The following is a 17,850-nucleotide window of genomic DNA, read 5'->3' on the forward strand; positions in this document are numbered from 1 at the left end:
AGACATTCAGGAACGAGGGACACCAAATGCTTGATTTGACCGGCCGCAAGGCCCTGGTAACCGGCTCGTCCGGCGGTATCGGCGAAGAGATCGCAAGGCTCTTGCATAAGCAGGGCGCCATCGTCGGCCTTCACGGCACGCGTGTCGAAAAGCTCGAGGCGCTAGCCGCCGAGCTTGGCGATCGCGTCAAGATCTTCCCGGCCAACCTTTCCAATCGCGACGAAGTGAAGGCGCTCGGCGCCAAGGCGGAAGAGGAACTCGGTGGCGTCGACATCCTGGTCAACAATGCCGGCATCACCAAGGATGGCCTTTTCGTGCGCATGAGCGACGAGGATTGGGACAACGTACTGGAGGTCGACCTTACCTCGGTCTTCCTTCTCACGCGGGAACTGACCCATCCGATGATGCGCCGCCGCTATGGCCGCATCATCAACATCACCTCCGTCGTCGGCGTCACCGGCAATCCCGGACAGGCCAATTATTGTGCCGCCAAGGCCGGCATGATCGGCTTCACCAAGTCGCTGGCGCAGGAGATCGCCACCCGCAACGTGACGGTCAATTGCGTCGCGCCCGGCTTCATCGAGAGCGCGATGACCGGCAAGCTGAACGACAAGCAGAAGGAAGCGATCATGGGAGCCATTCCCATGCGGCGCATGGGCAACGGCGCCGAGATCGCCTCGGCCGTTGCTTATCTGGCTTCGTCGGAAGCAAGCTACGTCACCGGCCAGACGATTCACGTCAATGGCGGCATGGCGATGATCTGAAAAGGAAAAGTCCATTGGCGGGAACTTTCCCTCCAATAGCATGTTGAGCAACGCGGAACCCGCCATTTTCTGGCTTTGCGACGGACTTAAACCGTGTTAAGCGGGCCATGACTGTGAACAGTCGTCCCGAAAATGCAGACGGACCGGGCCGCGTGTAAGGCGGCTGGGCCGGATCTCAGGGCGGGGTTGAACAGATTTGCCGGCGGCGCCAATAGGGGTGTTGCGGGCTTTGAACAGGGTAGGGATGTCACACGGCATTCCGATCAAGACATAGGTCGAGGAAACCGACATGAGCGATATCGCAGAACGCGTAAAGAAAATTGTTATTGATCATCTTGGCGTCGAAGCCGACAAGGTTGTTGAAAGCGCCAGCTTCATCGACGACCTGGGTGCGGACTCGCTCGACACCGTCGAACTGGTCATGGCTTTCGAAGAAGAATTCGGCGTTGAAATTCCCGATGACGCTGCCGACTCGATCCTGACCGTCGGCGACGCGGTAAAGTTCATTGAAAAGGCCCAGGCCTAATCATTTGCGCTTTGTAAGGGGCGGGCTCTCGGAGTCCGCCCTATTTCGTCCGGCCGGGTCGGACGCATTCTATTCATACGCATGGCATAAGAGGACGGGGGTCTGCGGGCGATGAGACGTGTCGTTATCACGGGTACCGGCATGGTATCACCTTTGGGCTGTGGCACGGAAGTGTCCTGGTCGCGCTTGATCGCCGGCCACAACGGCGCGCGTCTCGTGACGGAATTCGAGGTCGAAGACCTTCCCGCGAAGATCGCCTGCCGCGTTCCGGTCGGCGACGGCAGTGACGGCACGTTCAATGCCGACGACTGGATGGAGCCGAAGGAACAGCGCAAGGTCGATCCTTTCATCATCTATGGCATGGCAGCGGCCGACATGGCGCTGGCCGATGCCGGCTGGCATCCGACCTCGGATGAGGACCAGATCGCGACCGGCGTCATGATCGGTTCGGGCATCGGCGGCCTGGAGGGCATTGTCGAGGCCGGCTATACGCTGCGCGACAAGGGGCCGCGGCGCATTTCGCCCTTCTTCATTCCCGGACGTCTCATCAATCTCGTTTCCGGCCAGGTTTCGATCCGCCATAAGCTGCGCGGTCCGAACCATGCGGTCGTCACGGCCTGTTCCACCGGCGCGCATGCGATCGGCGATGCCGCTCGCCTGATCATGCTCGGCGATGCCGACGTCATGGTCGCCGGTGGTGCCGAAGCCCCGGTCTGCCGCATCTCGCTCGCCGGCTTTGCCGCCTGCAAGGCGCTGTCGACGGAATATAACGACACCCCGCAGAAGGCCTCGCGCCCCTATGACCGCGACCGCGACGGTTTCGTCATGGGCGAGGGTGCCGGCATCGTCGTTCTGGAAGAGCTGGAGCACGCCAAGGCGCGCGGCGCCAAGATCTATGCTGAGGTGGTCGGGTATGGCCTGTCCGGCGACGCCTATCATATCACCGCTCCGTCCTCGGACGGCGAGGGTGCATTCCGCTGCATGACATCGGCCCTGAAGCGTGCTGGCCTGACGCCGGCGGATGTCGACTATATCAATGCGCATGGCACGTCGACCATGGCCGATACGATCGAGCTCGGCGCCGTCGAGCGGCTGGTGGGCGATGCCGCATCGAAGATTTCCATGTCTTCGACCAAGTCGGCGACCGGCCATCTGCTCGGTGCCGCCGGCGCGATCGAGGCGATCTTCTCCGCGCTCGCCATTCGCGACAACATCGCGCCGCCGACGCTGAACCTCGACAATCCGGAGCGGGAAACGGCCATCGATCTCGTTCCCCACAAGGCCCGCAAGCGGGACATCAACGTCGCCCTGTCGAATTCTTTCGGCTTTGGCGGCACGAACGCGTCGCTTGTCCTGCGGCGCTATCAGGCATAATAACTGCGCGTAGATTCGGAAGGCGGACGTTGCCTTCCGGCAAGGCCATGCGCCATCCTTGATTGTTGCCGCGCGTTTTTCGCGTCTCCCGGAGGCGCATCGCGGTAATGTCTGATCGGTCGAAGGCGGAGCTCCCTCGAGCTCCGCTTTATCTCCTGAACCTGTTTTTTGCCGCATTGCTTGGCCAAAGAGCAGGCAACGACAAGAGGAAGGGATTGCCGGTGAGCGATACGAATCAGAGCAACGGAACTCCGAACGGGCAGAAGGGGCCGATCATCCCGAAATCGGCCAGCGAAGCCCTGCGTCCGGAGCGCGTTCCCGATCCGCCGAAGCGCTCGCGAAAAGCCCGCAGCCAGATGGTGATCTTCCTGAATTTCCTGATGACGCTGGCGGTCTTCGTCGTCGCCGTCGCGGTCATCGGCGCCTATTACGCCATCTCGATCTATCAGAGCCCCGGTCCGCTGACGACCAATACCAATTTCATCGTGCGCAATGGCGCGAGCCTCAACGAGATCGCCACCCGGCTCGAATCCAACAATATCATCTCCGATCCGCGCATCTTCCGCTGGCTGACCACCACCTATCTGCGCAATGGCGAGACGCTGCGCTCCGGCGAATACGAGATCAAGGCCGGCGCTTCCATGAAGGACATCATGGAATTGCTGAAGTCCGGCAAGTCGATCCTCTATTCGGTGACCTTGCCGGAAGGGCTGACGGTGCGTCAGATCTTCAACAAGCTCGAAGCCGACACGGTGCTGGAAGGCGATCTGCCGTCGGCGCTGCCGCAGGAAGGCAGCCTGCGCCCCGATACCTACAAGTTTACCCGCGGCACCAAGCGCACCGAGATCGTTCAGCAGATGGCGGCGGCTCAGGAAAAGCTGGTCGACCAGATCTGGGAGAAGCGCGATCCGAACCTGTCGCTGGCCGGCAAGCAGGAATTCGTCACGCTCGCTTCGATCGTCGAGAAGGAGACGGGCCTTGCGGATGAGCGCGCCCATGTCGCCTCCGTCTTCCTCAATCGCCTCGGCAAGGGCATGCGCCTGCAGTCCGATCCGACGATCATCTACGGCCTCTTCGGCGGCGACGGAAAGCCGGCCGACCGTCCGATCTACCAATCGGACCTGAAGAAAGAGACGGCCTACAACACCTATATCATCAAGGGCCTGCCGCCCACGCCGATCGCCAATCCGGGCCGGGATGCGCTGGAAGCCGTCGCCAATCCCTGGAAGACGCAGGATCTTTACTTCGTCGCCGACGGCACGGGCGGCCACGTCTTTGCCGCGACGCTGGAAGATCACAATGCCAATGTCCGGCGCTGGCGCAAGCTGGTTGCCGAGAAGGGCGGAGATCCGAGCGCGATCGCCGTCGACGGGCAGCCGGATGACGGCGCCGCCGCTACCCCGACTTCGGCCCCGCAGCAAAAGAAGAAGACGAACTGATCCTTGTCATCCTGTGCTTTCGTAGGGACGCACGGACGGACTCACTTTATATTCGTCCGCAATTGGCCGAGTCTCGGCGAATGAGGGACCAAAGCAATTCCCGGAAAGCCGCGCAGCGGTTTTCCGCCCGGAATGCGTAAAGACAATTGGATGGAGCGTTTCGGCGAGGTGCTGAAGCGTTTTGGAATTATCGGAGGCTTGCATGGCATTGCAGTCCATGACCGGTTTTGCCCGGCGTGAAGGAACGAGCGGGCGCTGTCGCTGGGCATGGGAATTGCGATCGGTCAACGGCAAGGGGCTGGATGCCCGCCTGCGCTTGCCGCCCGGCCTGGAGCGTCTGGAGACCGATGCGCGCAAGCGGATCGCCGATCGCTTCACGCGCGGCAACCTGCAGGTCGGCCTTTCCGTATCCTTCGACGAAAGCCGCGTCGAAGCCGTCGTCAATCAGAATGCGCTGGCAACGGTGCTGGCCTTGCGCAATCAGCTTGCCGGCGTCATCGATCCGGCGCCGCTGCGGCTGGATACGCTTCTCGGCATTCGTGGTATCGTGGAGTTCAAGGAAGCCGAGGAGAGCGAGGAGGCACTCGCCACGCTCGATGCCGACATCATTGCCGGCCTTGACGCAGCGCTTGGCGATCTTGCCGAGATGCGCAAGCAGGAGGGGCGGGCGCTCGGCGAGATCCTGCTCGGCCATGTCGCGACGATCGAGGCGCTGACCGTGGCGGTGGAGCGCGATCCATCGCGTTCGCCGCAGGAGATCGCCGCGAAGCTATCGGCGCAGCTTGCCCTGCTGCTCGACGGCGCGGCCGGCCTCGATCGCGACCGGCTGCATGCCGAAGCGGCGCTGATCGCCACTAGGGCGGACCTGCGCGAGGAGATCGACCGGCTGAAGGCGCATGTGGCCGCCGCCCGCGATCTGATCGCCAAGGGCGGCCCCGTCGGACGCAAGCTCGATTTTCTTGCACAGGAATTTAACCGGGAATCGAATACAATCTGTTCGAAATCCAATGCGGCGGCCGTCACGGCCGCCGGGATCGAATTGAAAGTAGTCATCGACCAGTTCCGTGAACAGGTCCAGAATCTGGAGTAGGCCATGAAGCCGGCGACATCCACATCCATTCCGATTGCCCGCCGGGGGCTGATGCTTGCCATTTCCTCGCCCTCGGGCGCCGGCAAATCGACCATCGCGCGCACGCTGCTCGACACCGACAAGCAGGTCGGTCTGTCCGTCAGCGTCACGACGCGCCAGCGCCGACCGAGCGAGATCGCCGGCGTTCACTATCATTTCGTGTCGCAGCGCGAGTTCGAGCGCCTTCGCGATTCCGATTCCCTCCTGGAATGGGCCGAAGTGCATGGCAATTTCTACGGCACGCCGCGCGAGCCGGTGGAAACGGCGATGGCCGAAGGCCGCGACATGCTGTTCGACATCGACTGGCAGGGGGCGCAACAGCTTCAGGAGAAGATGCCCGCCGACGTCGTCTCCATCTTCGTCCTGCCGCCGACGATGACGGAGCTGCAATCGCGCCTGCACCGCCGCGCCGAGGATTCGGAAGAGGTGATCGCCACCCGGCTTGCCAATTCCCGCTCCGAGATCGGTCATTGGCGCGAATATGACTATGTCATCATCAACGACGACCTGAATGCTGCCTTCGATGCGGTGCAGTCGATCGTCAAGGCCGAGCGCCTGCGCCGCGACCGCCGCCACGGCATGTTCGATTTCGTGCGTGGCCTTCTGGAAGAAACGCCGCAGCTCTAATTCCCGACCGGAAACTTCCGGTCCGACCGGAAACTCCTGTCCGGCCGGAAACTTCCGATTCTCAGAGGCAATTCGCCAGCCGGCAGAATTCCTCGACGGAGAGCGTTTCGGCCCGCCGTTGCGGGTCGATATCGGCCTTGTGCAGCAGCGTCTCGCCGCCAAGGGGCTTCAGGCTCTGCCGCAGCATCTTCCGGCGCTGGCCGAAGGCGGCCTGCGTCACTTTTTCCAGCTTGTCGACGGCGCAGGGGATCGGGTTTTCCCTGGGCGTCAGATGCACGACCGTCGAGGTGACCTTCGGCGGCGGCGTGAAGGCCTGAGGTGAGATGTCGAAGGCCATGTGAGCCTTCGTGCGCCAGCCACAGAGAACGCCGAGGCGGCCATAATGGTCGTCATCCTCGCCTGCAATGATCCGCTGTCCGACTTCCTTCTGGAACATCAGCGTCAGCGATTGCCAGAAGGGCGGCCAGCGGTCCGGCAGCAGCCAGTTCACCAGCAGTTGCGTGCCGACATTGTAGGGCAGGTTGGCGATGATCTTGACCGGGCTCTCCGGCGGCGCCATCGCGGCAAAATCCACCTTCAGCGCGTCGCCTTCGATGACCTCGAGCCGGCCGGGATAATGATCGGCGATTTCGGCAAGCGCCGGCAGGCAGCGCGCGTCGCGCTCCACGGCGATGACCTTGGCGGCGCCGAGCGCCAGGATGGCGCGCGTCAATCCGCCCGGGCCTGGGCCGACTTCGAAGACGGTAACGCCTTCCAGCGAACCGGCGGTGCGGGCGACCTTCTGTGTCAGGTTGAGATCGAGCAGGAAGTTCTGGCCGAGCGCCTTGCGCGCATCCAGGCCATGGCGCTGGATCACGTCGCGAAGCGGCGGCAGTCCGTCAAGAGCGGCCATCAGTGATTGCTTCCCGTCTTGCTGATCTCGCTTGCCAGCTTGAGCGCGGCCACGAGGCTGTCCTCCTTGGCGATGCCCTTGCCGGCGATGCCGAAGGCCGTACCATGGTCCGGCGATGTCCGGACAAAGGGCAGGCCGAGCGTCACATTGACGGAATCGTCGAAACCGAGCGCCTTGGCGGGGATCAAGGCCTGATCATGATACATGCAGATGGCCACGTCATAGCGGCGGCGTGCATCGTCATGGAACATGGTGTCGGCGGGAAGGGGGCCGACGGCGTCGATGCCATCCTTGCGCAGTATTTCGATTGCCGGATGGATGATTTCCGCGTCTTCCTTGCCGAGCGCGCCGTTCTCGCCGGCATGCGGATTGAGGCCGGCGATTGCCAGCCGCGGTCTGGCGATGCCGAAGCGGGTCCTGAGATCGTGATCGGTGATCCTGCAGGTCTCGACGATGAGATCGGTCGTCAGCGCGCCGGGCACGTCCTTTAGCGGGATATGAATGGTGACGGGGATGGCGCGCAGCTTCGGTCCGGCCAGCAGCATCACAGGCATGACCGGCTTACCCGTCGCGCGCGTTGCGAGATCGGCGAGGAACTCCGTATGGCCGGGAAAGCCGAAGCCGGCATCGTAAAGCACCGATTTGGCAATCGGATTGGTGACGACGGCAGCGGCGGCACCGCTCATGCTGAGTGCGACCGCCGTCTCGATTGCCGCGATCGTTCCCTTGGCGGTGGCGACTTGTGGCTCTCCGGCGACGACCTGCACGCCGGCAGCTATGGGCTGCACCGGCAAGGCGTCCGCGAAAATCCTGCTGGCGGTCGATGGGTCGGCTTGCCGCAGGGGCACATCCAGCTTCAGTTGCCGGGCTCGTGCCCCAAGCACATCGGGATCACCGAGAAAGAGAAAGGGCTTCAAACCAAGCTCGCCGCGGCGGAGCCAGGCGGCGAGCGTGATGTCAGGTCCGATACCTGCGGGGTCCCCCTGCGTGAGCGCCAGGGGGCGGGAAGGGCGCTGCGGCATCGCGGCAATCAGCGATAGAGGATCTGCGCCTTGGAGCGCAGTTCGTCCACATACTTCTTGTCGTTGGCGCTGACGCCCTGGGCATTGGCCTTGCCGAGATCTTCCGCGCGGAAGACGGCGGCGGCGGCAACGTCGTCATTCACCTGACGCTGCGAGCAGATGGCGACATATTCGACGCCGCGATCGGTCACGACAGAGCTGGTCGTATTGCCCTGGGCTTTTTCGAGCAGCGGCTTCCAGATCTCCGGCAGATCGGGGGCCAGCACGCGGCCGAGATCCTGTATGGAGACGTCATGCATCGTCGCGGCGAAGACTTTCGCCTGGTCGCAGCCCGGGAATTTCGAACGCGAGGCATCCGCCTCGGCCTTGCGCTTGTTGAGGATCGCGTTGCGCTTGGCGGACGGGACGACGAAGATCACCTGCTTCAGGAAGTATTCCGTGGTGACCGGCTTCGCCTTGTTTTCCGTCATGCGCGTCACGAGGTCGTCATTCGACAGGCGATTGCTGTTGCCCGAACCGAAGCGAGCATTGACGACGCGCGGCCAGCTCATGGAGATGGCGATATAGGATTTGAAGTGATCGACGCCGACGCCCATCTTGTCGAGGATCTGGCTCAGCTGCTGCGGCGACATCTTGTTGCTGGCGGCAAAGCGGTTGAAGGCGTTGTCGACGTCCGTCGTCGAGACCGACATGCGCACGCGGGCGATTTCCGCGCGCTTCAGCGTCTCGTCGATAAGCTGCTCCTGCGCCAGCTTGTTGAGGTCGCCCTTCTGGCGCTGCAATTTCAGGAAGTTGACGCGTTTGGCGATATCGCCCGAGGTGATCGCCGAATTGTTGACGACAACCCTTACTTCGCTTGCCGCAAAGGCAACATCGCTGCTCGGCACGGCGAATGTGGCCATGACCAACGCCGCGGCCCCGAATAGCACAGCGCGCATCGGTGTCTTTCCAGAGAACATCAATTACCCCTTCCCAAAGTCCTTACCCGCACTGCATCACATTGGGACGCCATTGGCGCAATACGGCAATTTTGGGCCATATGTCTACAACAAGCACGACGAATTGCAAAATCCTTGCGGCGAAACAATGACGCGAAAGTAATGACCACAGGTTTCAAAACAAAAGGGCCGGCTTGGAGGCCGGCCCTTTGTTTGAGCTTGATCGATCAGAACGTCGCATCCTGGGTGTTGCCCAGATTGACGTCGCCGAGTGTGCGGAATGTCAGCCGCGCGCCGACCGACCAGTCGCTGGCCGATGCGTCCGTCGAATCCTTCTTGTTCAGGAAGGAAATGCTGAAGATCGTGCACTCGTCCTCGTAGGAAAGACCGACACCCTGGCGCGTAATCTCGCTGTTGTTGATGTCGTAGTTGATCGTCCCGAAGACCGACCAATATTCCTTGAACTTGATCTGGGCGCGCGACTGGATTTCGTCCTGGTCCGACGTGAAGCCATATTGCGGCTGGGCGGCAATATGGGTGTAGGTCAGCGAAGTCTGGAAGACATCGTTGGAGAAGCCGAGCGAAGTATCGCCGCGGCGGAAGGCGAAATCCTTCTCGTCGAAGCGATAGGACGTCGACAGCGAGATGCCTTGCGGCGTCGTGATGCCGAACATCGTCACATAGTCGGAACGGGTGGTTTCAAGCCCCGAATCCGCGCCGACGCCGGCAAGGTCGGTGGAGGCGAAGGAGTTGCGGCCGGCAAGCTGGAAGGATTGCCCGAAAATATGCTGCAACTTGTAGCCATTGTCGAAGCTGCCCGTGTAGCGCCAGCCCAAATTGGCGCGCGTGCCGCCCTCGACGCGGTCGAAGCCGGAGAACTTGTCGCGATCGAACAGGTTGGTCGCATCGAAGACGAAGCTCTGCGCATCCTCGTTCGGCAGGCGTCCGGCAAGCTGCTCGTCCGGGCGCACATAGAGCTGCGCGATCGGCTCGAACACATGCGTGCTGTTGCTTGTCGTGATGAGGAACGGGTACTTGGCCTCGAGGCCGGCCGTCACCATGCCGCGCGTGGCGTAGTCGCTGGTGTCGTAATTGCCCGAATAGTCGCCGCTAGGCGCATCCATGCCCAGGCCGTAGACATCGCCGCGGGCGGCAGCCAGCGGCGTCAGCACCAGACCTTGATCGGTGGTGAAGGTACGCTGCCACTGCAGTTCCGTGCTGAGGCGGGTATAGTTTCCGGAAAGACCGAGGAAGCGATCGTTCAGGCTGGAGTCGCCAAGGCTATTGACGTTGTCGAGCACGGAGGCCTTGTCACGCGACAGATGCGTGAAGTTTACGGTCGCCGACAGCTCGCCGCCATAGACGGAGTTCGGGTCGACGTAATGATAGTCGACGCTCGGATAGACGACCGCCTGCTGTTTCTCGGCGGTGCTGTTATTATCGGTGTCCTGGACGTCGTAATAGAAGGCGCGCATATCGAAATAATTGCGCTTGCCGAGACCCGTCAGGTAGGCTTGGCTGGTATGCGTGCTCTGGTTGAGGCCATCCAGCCCATAGGTGCGCGAGAAGTTGTTGTCGCTCTGCACCATGACATCCCAGCCGAACGTCCAGCGTGGATTGATTTTGAAATCGGCCTTCGAGGCGATCATGCCGCGAGCCTTGTGCTCGGCGTCGCTGGTGCCGGCGGTAAACGCCCCCGGATCCATCTGATTGATCCCGGCAATGCGCAGAACATGCGTGCCGTTCTCAAGCCGCTGGCGGAATTCACCTTCGAGCAGCAGGCCCTGGTTCGTGTAGCCGGTGGCGCTGATGGTCGCGTCCATGCTCGGCGAGATCACGTAATAATAGGGTACCTTCAGACCGAAGCCGAGATGCTGTGAAATGCTCGCCGAGGGGAACAGGAAGCCGGATTTGCGCTTCACCGTGTTGTCGGGAACCGTGATCCACGGAATGTAGGCGATCGGCTGACCGAACAGCTCGAACCGCGCATGCTCGAGGCGGACGGTATGCGTAACGCCATTTTGCACCACGCGCTGCGCCTTGACCTGCCACAGCGGCGCGCGGCCTTGTTCGGAGCAGGCCTGACAGGCGGTGTAGACGCCCTTGGTCAGAATCATCTGCGTTCCGCCGACACGCTCGCCCTTTTCGGCGGCGAGGCGGGTATTGTCAGGCATTTCAATGCGCAAGGCATTGACGAAACCGTCGGAGAAGCTGTCGGTGACATCCATTTTGTCACCGTACATGCGGTTGCCGTCCGGGCTGATCAGCTCGACATTGCCGAGAGCCGTCATCCGGCCACTCTTCTGATTATATTCAACTTTCTGGGCGACCATCTTGTAGCCGCCATAGTTGATCTGAACGGCACCGGTGGCGGTGACGATCTGCGTATCCTTGTTGTAGACCAGTTCGTTGGACGAAAGGACCAGCTTGGAGCCTTCCGGAACATTGACCTTGATCGGGGCGGTCGCTGCACCGGCGCCGCCATTGTTGTTATTGTTGGCCTGGGCGTAAACCGCAACCGGGCTCATGACATATGCGCATGCGGCCGTGCCCGTAACCAGGGCAGCCACAAACTTCCTAATACTCTTGCGGTTGCCTGCCGCCACTTAGCCGTCCTCCTGATGAAGCAGGATCGTTGCTCCGAATGCCAATGCGACGATCACGGGTATCCATGTCGCCACGAAGGGAGGAACCACTCCGCTGCTCCCGAATGCCTTTACAAGCACGGTGACAACATAAAGCACGAAGCCTGAGAGGATTCCACCCAGAATCACGGAACGCGATTGGTTGAATCTACTGAATTTTAGGGACACGGTTGCTGCTATCAGCGTCATTGCCACCAAAAGGAATGGCTGCGACAGCAGCGAGTGAAATTGCGTTTCAAGGGCCTTTGTCGAGATGCCGAAGGACTTTGCAATCGCGATTCGATTAGAAAGATCATAAAAAGCAATGGTTTCCGGCTGCGCGAGGCGCTCGGAGACGAAATCCTGTTTCAGATTCGTACGAACTTGCGTCGTGCTCTTGTGCGCCGGGATTTCGCCGGGGCTGCGCTCGACGACATTGTTAAGAAGCCAGTAACCATCTTCCAATTTTGCCGACTGGGCATCCTGCCGCAGAGTGATATTTCCCTGTGAATCGAAGTGGATAAACACGACGTTCATCAGCGTGGTGCCGTTGTCCAGAACGGCCTTGGCGCCAATGATGATGTCGTCTTTGCCATTCGATTGGCGCAGCCACGGAATCGAAAGTGTATTGCGATAGGACGGGTCGCCGCGCAGATCGGCCTCGATCGTTTCCGCCTGCCGCTGACCCCACGCCGCGATCGGATTGAGGGCGAGCATGGTGGCCAGACCCACAAGAAAGGCGCCGATCACGAAGGGCGTCATGAATTGCCAGACGGAAATGCCGGCCGCGCGCGCGATCACCAGTTCGCGGCGGCGGTTGAGCGCGATCAGCACGGTCATGCCGACGAAGAGGGCGATGAACGGCACCGTCTGCTGCAGGATGAAGGGCAGGCGGACCGCCGTCATCAACAGGCCGATCTTGACCGAATATCCGGGAAGCCCGGCAAGCCGGCCCGCGGTTTCGCTGAAATCGACGAGATAGACGATCGAGATGACGCCGAGAAGAAACCAGAGCGTCGTGACGATATAGCGGACGAAGAAATAGCGGCCGAGCGTGCTGAAGATCATGCGCCGCCCCCGTTCGAGCTGCCGGGTATCGTCGGCATACGGTCCTGAAGCTTCTGGCGCCAGGCTCCGAAGCGATTGCGGATGGATGCCGGCATGGACATTCTGCGGTTCCTGAACAGCAGGAAGATCGAAATCAGCGCGACCGCGATGTTGATCCCATAGAGGATGCCGATGAAATAGGGCGCGGTCTCGATCTGGTTGGCCGCGTAGAAATCCGCCCAGCGCAAGGCGAAGGCGATGGTCATCGCCGAAGCCATGGGATGCAGCCGCGCCTCGCGATGGGAGCGCGCGTCACCGGCGATCACCAGGGAGATCAAGGCAAAGATGGCCGGCAGCGCCCAATCGGTGAGACGCCGGTGCAGCTCGGCGCGATAACCGCTGGATTTGGTTTTATAATCCGGGTCGTTCGGGTCCGGATCGAGCAGGAAGCCCAGGCTGCGGTCGCCGGCGCGCAGCGTCGGCTGGCCGCGATTCTGCGTCATGTCGGACAGATCGAAGGAATAGGAATCGAACTTGATGACGGAGACGTTGCCATCCGCCGTTTTGCGGTGAACTTCTCCGTCTTTCATCAGGAGCGACGAACCGCCCGGATCGACCGCGCCTTCCTTGGCATAATAGATGAGATCGAACGCGGGATCGCGCGAATCCACCACGAAGAGGCCCTTCAGGATTCGCCCCGACATGCGCTGCGTGATCTGCACGTAAAGCCCGTCTTCGATGCGTCGGAAATTCTTTTCCTCGATCACGGTGGACAGCAGGTCGGCATAGGCTTCGGCAACCATCTGCCGGGCGGCGACGCGGGCCTTCGGCTCCACCATATTGTCAACGAGGAAGGAGAAGACGCTGATCGCTATGGCGAGAATCATGATCGGGCGGATGATGATGCTACGCTTCGCGCCTGCCGCCTCCATGACGGTCAGCTCCGAATCATTGTTCATCGCGGTCAGGGTCTGCGTGATGCCGATGACCAGCGCGAACGGCAGCACCACGGGAATGATGGTCGGCAGAATAAGGGTCGCGAGCTTGGCGAACGAACCGATCGACTGGCCGCTGTCGGTCACCAGGTTGATGCGCTGCAGCACCTGGGTCGTCCAGATGATGGCGAGCACCGGTAGCAGGGCTACCAGGAACATCATGCCGACACGCCGTACGATATATGTTTCGAATAACTTCATGCCGGCCCTTAAACGCAACACTCCGCCGGACGAGCCGGCAGAGATTCATCCTCCTCTACGCTGTTTGCGTTTTTTTGGCGACAACCCACCGGCAAAAAATTCGTTAATTTTCTCAGATTCTTCTGGGGTGTGTCGTTTGGGATAGGGCGAGCAATGCCGAGAATATGACAAGGGAAGAGAGCCAGCCGAGAACGGCATCCGACAGATAGTGGCCGCCGAAGGCCACCCTCAGGGCGGGGATCAGGATCGAAACGACCGCGATCGGCGGGGCAAGGGCCGTTCGCGCCGGCTGCGGAATGATGAAGATCAGACAGAACAGCCAGCCGGCGGCCGCGGCTTCGCCGGAGATGAAGGAGCAATTGCTCGCGCATTTGCCGGCGAAGGAGCCGGCGTGGACGAAATCGAGCGTGCCGCCGAAAAGATCGGTCTGCCTTGGCCGCGGCCGGCCCGAAAAGGCCTTGAGCCAGAGATTGACGATCAGCACCGGACCGAGAAGCAGGGAGCCGAGCGCGACCTTGAGATTGCGGGCTCTCAGCGTCTTGAAGGTCGCGCCGTGCTGCTGCCAGCAATGCGTGAGCATCCAGCAGAGGATGGCCGCGACGACATAGGGAAGCTGGAAGAAGACCTCCCTTAGGAAGCGCATATGCGGATCGTCGCTATAGGGAAAGGCGCCGCAGATCTGGCTGGGCTTGGCGAAGGCAAGACATTGCGCCGGCACGAAGAACATCTTGGCGACGGCAAGGTCGAGCTGTGGAAAAATCGAAAACAGCCCGAGCAATATCCACCAGGAACAGAAGAGTGCGACGAAAGCATCGCCCGCCGTGCGCGGCCGCAGGATCTCGGGAAAACGCTCCTGGCGACCGAAGCTGCTGGAATCGATGATCAAGATGGCGTTCCGACGAATGATCCACGCCATCGAGACGGCGGCACGCGGCGCATGCGCCATGAGATTAGCCGCGATAGATGACAGCGATTTGAAGACCGCGGATGATGCTTCTGCACGGAATGTCTCGCCAAAAGCTTGTATTCGATGGGGAAACCTTGAATGATGAAGCTCTGAAATTCCCATTGTACTGCGCATATTTATCGGAGCAGAGATGTCTGTGAAATTTGAGATTTCCTTCGCCAAATCGGTTCGCCTCAATGGAGGCCTGGCCATTCTCCTCAAGGACACGGACAGTGAATTGCCGGCAGGCGCCGCAAGCGCCGATCCGGCGAATGTCTTTGCCAAGGCGGCACGCATCGCCCGTTTCACGGCCAAGGGTCTGGCGAGCCTCGATATCGTCGCCCCGGAAGGCTCGCCCGTCGAGCGGATCATCGTCATCGGCACCGGCAAGGCGAAGGAGCTCAACGCGCATGATTGGCTGAAGCTCGGGGGTGGCGCGGCGGCCAAGATCCGCAATGTCGATAAAGTCACGATCTTCATCGACGTGCCCGGCGTCGAGGGCGACGGCAAGGCCGCCGCCGATTTTGCGCTCGGCATGCTGCTGCGGGCCTATAGCTTCGACACCTACAAGACGAAGAAGGGTGATGACGAAGACAAGAATGGCGCCCAAAAGGCCGTGAAGGTCACCATCGTCACCGCGAACGTCACGGCCGCCAAGAAGCTCTTCGCCGCCTCCGAGGCAATTGCCGATGGTGTCATCCTGGCCCGCGATCTGGTCAACGAGCCGCCGAATGTGCTCGGTCCGGTCGAATTCGCCGCCAAGGCCAAGGCGCTGGAAAAGCTCGGTGTCGAGGTGGAGATCCTGACGGAGCGCGAGATGCGCCGGCTCGGCATGGGCGCGCTGCTCGGCGTGGCCCAGGGATCCGTGCGCCCGCCGAGGTTGGTGATCATGCAATGGAAAGGCGGCAAGTCGAAGGAGAAGCCGCTCGCCTTCATCGGCAAGGGTGTCGTCTTCGACACCGGCGGTATTTCCATCAAGCCGGCCGCCGGGATGGAGGACATGAAGGGCGACATGGGCGGGGCGGCGGCTGTCACCGGCCTGATGCACACGCTCGCCGCTCGCAAGGCCAAGGTCAACGCCATCGGCGTCATCGGTCTGGTGGAGAACATGCCTGACGGCAATGCCCAGCGTCCGGGTGATATCGTCACCTCCATGTCGGGCCAGACCATCGAGGTGATCAATACCGATGCCGAGGGCCGGCTCGTGCTCTGCGATGCGCTCTGGTACACCAATGATCGTTTCAAGCCGCAGTTCATGATCAATCTGGCGACGCTGACGGGTGCGATCCTCGTCGCGCTCGGCAATCTCCAGGCCGGTCTCTTCAGCAACAACGATACGCTGGCCAACCAGCTCACCGCCGCCGGCCTTGTCACCAATGAACGCTTGTGGCGCATGCCGCTCGGCAAGGACTATGACAAGATGATCGACAGCAAGTTCGCCGACATGAAGAACACCGGCGGTCGTTATGCCGGCTCGATTACCGCCGCGCAGTTCCTCAAGCGTTTCGTGCAGGAAACGCCCTGGGCGCATCTCGATATCGCCGGCACCGCGATGGGGTCGACCCAGGACGAGATCAACCAGTCCTGGGGCTCAGGCTTCGGCGTGCGCCTGCTCGACGAACTCGTGCGTGAGAACTACGAATCGTGACCTGCGTGGCTCTTTGAGATAGAAGACCGGTATGACCGACGTTCTCTTCTATCACCTGACGGAATCGAAGCTCGAAGACGCCCTGCCGCCGCTGATCGACAAAAGCGTCGAGCGCGGCTGGCAGGTCGCTGTCCAGACGCGCGAGCCGGCGCGGCGCGATCTTCTCGACGCGCATCTGTGGACCTATCGCGAGGACAGTTTTCTGCCGCATGGCACGGACGAAGGCGAGATGCCGGACAGGCAGCCCGTGCTTCTGACGATCTCGCCGGATAATCCGAACAAGGCCAGCGTGCGTTTCTTCGTGGATGGCGCCGAAGCTTCCGATATCGAGACTTACGACCGCATCGTCTTCATGTTCGACGGTTACGACCAGGAACAACTGGAAGGCGCCCGCGCGCAATGGAAGAAGCTGAAAGGCGAGGGGCATAGCCTCACCTATTGGCAGCAGACCCAGGATGGGCGCTGGGAGAGGAAGGCGTGATGGCTCTTGACCATTCATTCCGCCACCCGCCCTCGTGTTTCGAGACGGTCCTTCGGACCTCCTCAGCATGAGGGCTGATTTTGCGCCTAGTCGCAAAATCAGCCGCAGCAGCGTTCAATCGCTCGCCTTCTACTTGCCGTGGTGGCCACGGGGCAGCCTCGATAGCGCTGTACGGAAGGCGCACTCATAGCGAACGCGCCTCGTTTCGTTGCCTCAGTCGTGAAACGCCTCGACGAACTTGCGCTTGCCGAGCATGAAGGCGTCGGCGACATGGCGCAGCGGAGAAACATCGACATCCGACGTGCCGGCTTTGACGATTTCAGCGAAACGGCGATAGAGCGAGGGATATTCCGCCTCGGGGGCGGAGAAGGTCAGCGTGCCGTTGACGGAGAGCTTGGAGCCGCCCTCGGCGAGCACCATCTGGCCCGCCGCGGTTTCGGCCACGATGTCCCAGCTCTGCTTGCCGGTCTGGCGCCAGTCGAATTCGGCACGAACCGGCAGCCCCTGGCCGCTCTTGAAGTGCAGGTCGGCGGCGATCGGCGAATCGCGGTTTTCGGGGAATTCCAATACGGCGCCGGTCAGGAAGAGCGGAGGCAGGATATGGGTGACGATCGACAGCGCGTTGATGCCCGGATCGAAAACGCCAAGCCCGCCCGCCTGCCAGATCCAATCTTGGTTCGGATGCCAATGGCGCACATCTTCCTTCCAGATGACATGCACGCTGTTGATCGTCGTGCCGGCGAGAAAGGTTTTCGCGGCTTCGACGGCCGGCGCATAGCGCGAATGCCAGCTTGCGAACAGGGAGAGGCCCTTAGCTTTGGCAAGGGCGTCAAGATCGGCGACTTCGCTCAGCGTCGCGCCCGGCGGCTTTTCCAGGAAGACATGCTTGCCGGCCTGCAGCGCCTTGTAAGCCGCCTCGTAGCGATATTGCGGCGGCATGCAGAGCGAGACGGCATCGATCTCGGGAACGGCGTCCAGCATGGCCTCGATGGTCGTGAAGGCGGGAATGCCCTCGACCGTACCGTGGCGGCTTGCGGTCGCGACCAGCTTGAAGTCCGCATTGCTGACGATGGACGGAAGATGCTGGTCGCGGACGATCTTGCCGACGCCGACGATAGCGAGGTTGATGGGGGACATGGGGTGTCTCTCGATTAGTATGATTATTGGAATGGTCTTTTATCAGAACGCCACCGGCGG

16 protein-coding genes are annotated in these 17,850 nt (G+C 61.3%); 8 read left to right on the forward strand and 8 right to left on the reverse strand.

Translation table 11 applies throughout. The annotated features are described in order from the left end of the window. Positions 1 to 26: 26 nt before the first annotated feature. The 6 genes from fabG to gmk all read left to right on the forward strand — a co-directional run bounded on the left by fabG (position 27) and on the right by gmk (position 5,859). On the forward strand, positions 27 to 764 hold the full coding sequence (fabG, locus tag FHX11_RS09285; protein ID WP_184357229.1) for a 3-oxoacyl-[acyl-carrier-protein] reductase: 738 nt from the start codon (positions 27 to 29) through the stop codon (positions 762 to 764). Between the two features lie 289 nt (positions 765 to 1,053). Then, positions 1,054 to 1,290, forward strand: coding sequence for an acyl carrier protein (locus tag FHX11_RS09290; protein ID WP_184357231.1), 237 nt, complete (start codon positions 1,054 to 1,056; stop codon positions 1,288 to 1,290). 111 nt (positions 1,291 to 1,401) lie between these two features. Then, complete coding sequence (gene fabF, locus FHX11_RS09295) at positions 1,402 to 2,664, forward strand: beta-ketoacyl-ACP synthase II (RefSeq protein WP_184357233.1); 1,263 nt, start codon at positions 1,402 to 1,404, stop codon at positions 2,662 to 2,664. Between the two features lie 221 nt (positions 2,665 to 2,885). Next, complete coding sequence (gene mltG, locus FHX11_RS09300; RefSeq protein WP_348649692.1) at positions 2,886 to 4,103, forward strand: endolytic transglycosylase MltG; 1,218 nt, start codon at positions 2,886 to 2,888, stop codon at positions 4,101 to 4,103. Positions 4,104 to 4,305: 202 nt separating this feature from the next. Further along, positions 4,306 to 5,193 (forward strand): YicC/YloC family endoribonuclease, encoded by an 888-nt coding sequence (locus FHX11_RS09305; protein WP_184357237.1) that lies wholly within the window; start codon positions 4,306 to 4,308, stop codon positions 5,191 to 5,193. A 3-nt stretch (positions 5,194 to 5,196) separates the two neighbouring features. Further along, on the forward strand, positions 5,197 to 5,859 hold the full coding sequence (gene gmk, locus FHX11_RS09310; protein ID WP_184357239.1) for a guanylate kinase: 663 nt from the start codon (positions 5,197 to 5,199) through the stop codon (positions 5,857 to 5,859). A 61-nt stretch (positions 5,860 to 5,920) separates the two neighbouring features. Here gmk and rsmA read toward each other — a convergent pair whose 3' ends face one another. The 7 genes from rsmA to FHX11_RS09345 form a co-directional block, all read right to left on the reverse strand. Further along, entirely contained in the window at positions 5,921 to 6,751 is an 831-nt protein-coding gene (gene rsmA / locus FHX11_RS09315) for a 16S rRNA (adenine(1518)-N(6)/adenine(1519)-N(6))-dimethyltransferase RsmA (RefSeq protein WP_184357240.1), read from the reverse strand. Further along, positions 6,751 to 7,773 carry a 4-hydroxythreonine-4-phosphate dehydrogenase PdxA gene (gene pdxA, locus FHX11_RS09320; RefSeq protein WP_184357242.1) on the reverse strand — a complete coding sequence of 341 codons (1,023 nt, stop codon included), beginning with the start codon at positions 7,771 to 7,773 and terminating at the stop codon, positions 6,751 to 6,753. The genes rsmA and pdxA overlap by 1 nt, the downstream gene beginning before the upstream one ends. 8 nt (positions 7,774 to 7,781) lie before the next feature. After that, positions 7,782 to 8,675 carry a peptidylprolyl isomerase gene (locus tag FHX11_RS09325; protein WP_246780949.1) on the reverse strand — a complete coding sequence of 298 codons (894 nt, stop codon included), beginning with the start codon at positions 8,673 to 8,675 and terminating at the stop codon, positions 7,782 to 7,784. Between the two features lie 263 nt (positions 8,676 to 8,938). Next, a complete protein-coding gene (locus FHX11_RS09330) occupies positions 8,939 to 11,317 on the reverse strand; it encodes an LPS-assembly protein LptD (RefSeq protein ID WP_184357246.1) in 2,379 nt (792 codons plus the stop codon). Further along, the gene (gene lptG, locus FHX11_RS09335; RefSeq protein ID WP_184357249.1) at positions 11,318 to 12,403 is read right to left on the reverse strand and encodes an LPS export ABC transporter permease LptG; all 1,086 of its coding nucleotides are present in this window, start codon (positions 12,401 to 12,403) and stop codon (positions 11,318 to 11,320) included. After that, the gene (locus FHX11_RS09340; RefSeq protein ID WP_184357251.1) at positions 12,400 to 13,578 is read right to left on the reverse strand and encodes an LptF/LptG family permease; all 1,179 of its coding nucleotides are present in this window, start codon (positions 13,576 to 13,578) and stop codon (positions 12,400 to 12,402) included. Before FHX11_RS09340 ends, lptG begins: the two co-directional genes overlap by 4 nt. A gap of 112 nt (positions 13,579 to 13,690) precedes the next feature. Next, complete coding sequence (locus tag FHX11_RS09345) at positions 13,691 to 14,464, reverse strand: phosphatase PAP2 family protein (RefSeq protein WP_281411587.1); 774 nt, start codon at positions 14,462 to 14,464, stop codon at positions 13,691 to 13,693. 211 nt (positions 14,465 to 14,675) lie between these two features. Between FHX11_RS09345 and FHX11_RS09350 the strand changes: the two genes are divergently transcribed. Both FHX11_RS09350 and FHX11_RS09355 read left to right on the forward strand, forming a co-directional pair. Next, positions 14,676 to 16,172, forward strand: coding sequence for a leucyl aminopeptidase (locus tag FHX11_RS09350; RefSeq protein ID WP_184357253.1), 1,497 nt, complete (start codon positions 14,676 to 14,678; stop codon positions 16,170 to 16,172). A gap of 31 nt (positions 16,173 to 16,203) precedes the next feature. Further along, positions 16,204 to 16,653, forward strand: a complete 450-nt coding sequence (locus FHX11_RS09355; protein WP_184357254.1) for a DNA polymerase III subunit chi — start codon at positions 16,204 to 16,206, stop codon at positions 16,651 to 16,653. A 213-nt stretch (positions 16,654 to 16,866) separates the two neighbouring features. Here the strand turns inward: FHX11_RS09355 and FHX11_RS09360 are convergent, their stop codons facing one another. Continuing rightward, a complete protein-coding gene (locus tag FHX11_RS09360; protein ID WP_184357256.1) occupies positions 16,867 to 17,790 on the reverse strand; it encodes a Gfo/Idh/MocA family oxidoreductase in 924 nt (307 codons plus the stop codon). Positions 17,791 to 17,850: the final 60 nt, after the last annotated feature.

The sequence above is a fragment of the Rhizobium sp. BK602 genome, assembly GCF_014195095.1.
In the GTDB taxonomy this organism is placed as follows: domain Bacteria; phylum Pseudomonadota; class Alphaproteobacteria; order Rhizobiales; family Rhizobiaceae; genus Rhizobium.

Bases quoted from the DNA above. Each gene is read 5' to 3' on its own strand.
- FHX11_RS09340 (WP_184357251.1), bottom strand. From the start codon at position 13,578: ATGAAGTTATTCGAAACATATATCGTACGGCGTGTCGGCATGATGTTC.
- rsmA (WP_184357240.1), bottom strand. From the start codon at position 6,751: ATGGCCGCTCTTGACGGACTGCCGCCGCTTCGCGACGTGATCCAGCGC.
- FHX11_RS09305 (WP_184357237.1), top strand. From the start codon at position 4,306: ATGGCATTGCAGTCCATGACCGGTTTTGCCCGGCGTGAAGGAACGAGC.
- FHX11_RS09290 (WP_184357231.1), top strand. From the start codon at position 1,054: ATGAGCGATATCGCAGAACGCGTAAAGAAAATTGTTATTGATCATCTT.
- lptG (WP_184357249.1), bottom strand. From the start codon at position 12,403: ATGATCTTCAGCACGCTCGGCCGCTATTTCTTCGTCCGCTATATCGTC.
- FHX11_RS09350 (WP_184357253.1), top strand. From the start codon at position 14,676: ATGTCTGTGAAATTTGAGATTTCCTTCGCCAAATCGGTTCGCCTCAAT.
- FHX11_RS09325 (WP_246780949.1), bottom strand. From the start codon at position 8,675: ATGGCCACATTCGCCGTGCCGAGCAGCGATGTTGCCTTTGCGGCAAGC.
- fabF (WP_184357233.1), top strand. From the start codon at position 1,402: ATGAGACGTGTCGTTATCACGGGTACCGGCATGGTATCACCTTTGGGC.
- gmk (WP_184357239.1), top strand. From the start codon at position 5,197: ATGAAGCCGGCGACATCCACATCCATTCCGATTGCCCGCCGGGGGCTG.
- fabG (WP_184357229.1), top strand. From the start codon at position 27: ATGCTTGATTTGACCGGCCGCAAGGCCCTGGTAACCGGCTCGTCCGGC.
- FHX11_RS09360 (WP_184357256.1), bottom strand. From the start codon at position 17,790: ATGTCCCCCATCAACCTCGCTATCGTCGGCGTCGGCAAGATCGTCCGC.
- FHX11_RS09355 (WP_184357254.1), top strand. From the start codon at position 16,204: ATGACCGACGTTCTCTTCTATCACCTGACGGAATCGAAGCTCGAAGAC.
- pdxA (WP_184357242.1), bottom strand. From the start codon at position 7,773: ATGCCGCAGCGCCCTTCCCGCCCCCTGGCGCTCACGCAGGGGGACCCC.